Annotated in this window: 5 protein-coding genes; 4 read left to right on the top strand and 1 reads right to left on the bottom strand. The window is 64.3% G+C overall.

The annotated features are described in order from the left end of the window. The 4 genes from ADADOO_RS07980 to ADADOO_RS07995 form a co-directional block, all read left to right on the top strand. Nucleotides 1-272 (top strand): ribose-5-phosphate isomerase A (locus ADADOO_RS07980; RefSeq protein ID WP_511276518.1); only part of this gene is annotated, 272 nt, incomplete at its 5' end. Nucleotides 273-345: 73 nt separating this feature from the next. Next, nucleotides 346-912 carry a hypothetical protein gene (locus ADADOO_RS07985; RefSeq protein WP_511276519.1) on the top strand — a complete coding sequence of 189 codons (567 nt, stop codon included), beginning with the start codon at nucleotides 346-348 and terminating at the stop codon, nucleotides 910-912. A gap of 67 nt (nucleotides 913-979) precedes the next feature. Further along, the gene (locus ADADOO_RS07990) at nucleotides 980-1828 is read left to right on the top strand and encodes a bestrophin-like domain (protein ID WP_511276521.1); all 849 of its coding nucleotides are present in this window, start codon (nucleotides 980-982) and stop codon (nucleotides 1826-1828) included. Nucleotides 1829-1877: 49 nt separating this feature from the next. Continuing rightward, the gene (locus tag ADADOO_RS07995) at nucleotides 1878-2915 is read left to right on the top strand and encodes a patatin-like phospholipase family protein (RefSeq protein WP_511276523.1); all 1038 of its coding nucleotides are present in this window, start codon (nucleotides 1878-1880) and stop codon (nucleotides 2913-2915) included. Nucleotides 2916-2957: 42 nt separating this feature from the next. Here ADADOO_RS07995 and ADADOO_RS08000 read toward each other — a convergent pair. Next, nucleotides 2958-3445, bottom strand: a 488-nt coding sequence (locus ADADOO_RS08000) for a diguanylate cyclase domain-containing protein (protein ID WP_511276525.1), incomplete at its 5' end; no start/stop codon positions are given.

Consider the following 3445-nt stretch of genomic DNA (forward strand, 5'->3'; position numbering starts at 1 on the left):
TCCCGCTGCCGGTCGAGGTCATCCCGATGTCGCGCGCCCATGTCGCCCGCCAACTGGCCAAGCTCGGCGGCACGCCGGTGCTGCGCGAAGGCTTCGTGACCGATAACGGCAACCTCATCCTCGACGTCCACGGCCTGGCCATCGCCGACCCGAAGGGCCTCGAAGCGCAGATCAACCAGATCACCGGCGTCGTCACCAACGGCCTGTTCGCCGTACGCCCGGCCAACCTGCTGCTGCTCGGCACGGCCGAAGGCGTCAAAACCATTCGCTGATCAACTCGCCGATTCATTTTTTTGTCACATCGGGGCGCTAGTCTCCGACGGTCAAACACCGTCGGGAGCCCCCATGTATTTGTCCTCTCATGAAATCGCCCGAAGCCGCGAACGCGCGCTGAACAATCTGCTCGATCTGTCGGCGGCCTGCATTGATGCCGGCCAGCGTTTTTCCGAACTGATTTCCAGCAACAGCCGCGAAGCCGTCCATCACGGTAGCCGGCACTTCGCGCAAGTGGGCCACGGCCAACTCGAGACGATGACCCAGTTCCCGACCGCCGTCTGGCTGGACGGCGCCGCCCGTACCAGTCGCTTGCTGGACGGCACGCTGGCGATCATCGACGAGACGCACAAGGCGATGATTCGCAACGCCGAATCCCAGGTGCGCATACTGGATGAAATCGTTTTCGCGACGATCAATCGCGCCACCAAAACCAGCCCGTGGGAAGCCGAATTTTCCCTGCTGGCGATGAAGAGCACCTTGCAAAGCGCCGAGCAGACCTTGCACGGCATCAGTGAGGCAGCCATCGAAACGGTGACGCTGGCTGAAAACGAAATCCATCAAACGAGTGAAATCATGGCGCCCAGCGCGGCGGTCCCGCGCCGCCGTGCCGCATCGAGCAAAAAGGCTGCCGCCTGACGTCATAAGAAAAAAGCATTCTCTCCTTTCTGCCCGGCCCTGCCGGGCTTTTTTTCTCCGGTTTCTGGTGGAAAGATTGACGCCGGGCGCGGCCATCGCCCAGACTCTCCCGCTGTTACAGGAAACGGACGCACCGCACATGCCCACCAGCAACTGGCACATTTACGACCATTACGGTTACGCCTTCCTGGCCGTCGTTGGCACCTTTGCCGCCGTCGCCGCCGTGCAATGGGCCCTGCACCGGCCGCGCTGGGCCGGCTGGATCGCCTCACTGCAGGGCGTCGCTCCGCCCTTCATCAACATCATCGGCGTGCTCTTCGGGCTGACCCTGGCCTTTCTCGCCAACGACACGTGGAGCGCCCACGACCGGGCGATGAACGCGGTGTTCAAGGAGGCCGATTCGCTGCGCAGCATTGCCGTGCTCTCGGAGCAACTGGCCGAGCCGCTGCGTGGCGAGGTGCGCGGCGCCGTTGCCCACTACGGGAAAGCCAGCGCCAGCGAATGGCCAATGCTCGCAGCCCGCCAGTCAAGCGCCGAAGTGACCGCCCTGGCCGACGCGCTGCTCTCTCTGCTGGCCAGCCCGAAGATGGCGGCCGCGGCCGGCGACAACGTCCAGGCGCTGATGCTGCGCAAGGCCATCGAAATTCGCGACGAGCGCGATCTGCGCATCGGCCTTAGCCAGACCCACGTCAATCCGCTCAAGTGGCTGGGCATGGCCTTTCTCGGTTTGCTGACCCTGCTCTCGGTGTCCGTCGTCCATGTCGACAAGCCACGGGCGGCGATGGTCGCAGTGATATTGTTTGCCCTGGCCGCCGCGCCAACGGCCGCCATCGTGCTGGTTCAGGGTAATCCGTTTCAGCAGCCGACCTCGGTGACACCGGCGCCGATTGTCGAGGCGGTGGCCGACAGACCATAGGCGCACCAGGCGATTTCATTTTTGGGCTTTTTTTCGGGTTGACCGTAGCATGCACCTCAAAGCCGGCAAGACACACGCCATGAATCTCGCCCTGCAGGGCGGCGGTGCCCATGGAGCTTTTACCTGGGGTGTCCTCGACGCCTTGCTCGAAGACTCGGATTTCGCCTTCGAGGGCGTCAGCGGCACCAGCGCCGGAGCGATGAACGCACTATGCCTGGCGCACGGCCTGATGACCGGCGGCCGCGACGGCGCCCGCGAAGCGCTCGCCCGCTTCTGGACGAGCGTCGCCGCCAGCGCGCCCTTTGCGTCGTCCGGCGATGCCGGCACCGGCATCAGCCCGGCCTTGAAGCTCATGCTGCAATGGACCAACCACCTCAGCCCCGAGCAGCTCAACCCCTTCGACCTCAACCCCCTGCGCGACATCCTCGGCGAACAGTTCGACTTCGCCCGCCTGCGCCGCGCCGCCCCGGTCAAGCTGTTCATCGCCGCGACCCACGCCAATTCCGGCAAGCTGCGCCTGTTTCGCAACCATGAGCTGTCGGTTGACACCCTCCTCGCCTCGGCCTGCCTGCCGACCATCCACCGGACCATCGTGATCGACGGCGAGCCTTACTGGGACGGTGGCTACAGCGCCAACCCGGCGGTCTTTCCGCTGGCTTACCAGTGCACTTCGCCGGACATCCTGCTCATCCTGCTCACGCCGCTGCGTTACACCGAAACACCGGCATCGGCCGAAGACATCCGGCAACGCCTGCTCGAACTGTCGTTCAACGCGACTTTTCTGCGCGAAATGCGGATGTTTGCTCACCTGCGCGAGGCGACAACCACTTCAGCGCTGCCAACATGGCTGCTCGACCGGCTACCGGTCGGCCGGCTTGAACGGCGCATTGGGCAATTGCGCTTCCATGCCATTACCGCCGACGCCCTGCTCGGCGAACTACCGCCCGGCAGCAAGCTCGCCGTCAACCTGCCGTTCTTCGAGAGCTTGCGCGACAGCGGCCGGGCGCACGCGCAAGCCTGGCTGGACGAACACCGCGGCCACCTCGGAAAAACCGGGACATTGGACCTGGGGCAGCTTTTTTACTGAGGAGATGGGGCGGCGCCAAGGCAGGCTCAGTCTCCGCCCAGATCAGTTCATGTACCGCGTGACCGCCGGTACCGCGTCGGCGCTGCCGATGCGCCGGCGCTCAACGAAGATGCTGCCGCCGAGCGGTTCATTGGCGGCGTCCTTGGCTTTTTTCTTGGCCTGCTTTTTGGCGGCCGAGGCGGCCGCCGCGACTTCGCGGTGCGACTCGCAATCGCCCGGCCCAACGCGCACAACGCCAATGGAGAGGGTCGGCAAGCTCTGGAAGCTCAGCTCGCCGCGTCGGTTTTCGGCCATGTAGCCGCCGCGCAGACGCTCCTCAACGCCCAACATGTTGCCCATGGCCTGAAAAAAGGTGCTGACGATCTGCCAGCAACGCACTTCCCAATCCTCGCTGCGGAAGATAACGAAAAAGTCGTCACCGCCGATGTGGCCGACAAAATCCATTTGCTGATCGCAGGCCTCGCAAACCAGACGCGCCAGCATCTGAATCACGTCGTCGCCGCGCCGGTAGCCGAAGGCATCGTTGTAGG

The sequence above is a fragment of the Azonexus sp. genome, from assembly GCF_036170495.1.
Classification (GTDB): domain Bacteria; phylum Pseudomonadota; class Gammaproteobacteria; order Burkholderiales; family Rhodocyclaceae; genus Azonexus.

Excerpts from the sequence above, each read along its gene's own strand:
- ADADOO_RS07995 (WP_511276523.1), top strand. The coding sequence starts at position 1,878 with ATGCACCTCAAAGCCGGCAAGACACACGCCATGAATCTCGCCCTGCAG.
- ADADOO_RS07985 (WP_511276519.1), top strand. The coding sequence starts at position 346 with ATGTATTTGTCCTCTCATGAAATCGCCCGAAGCCGCGAACGCGCGCTG.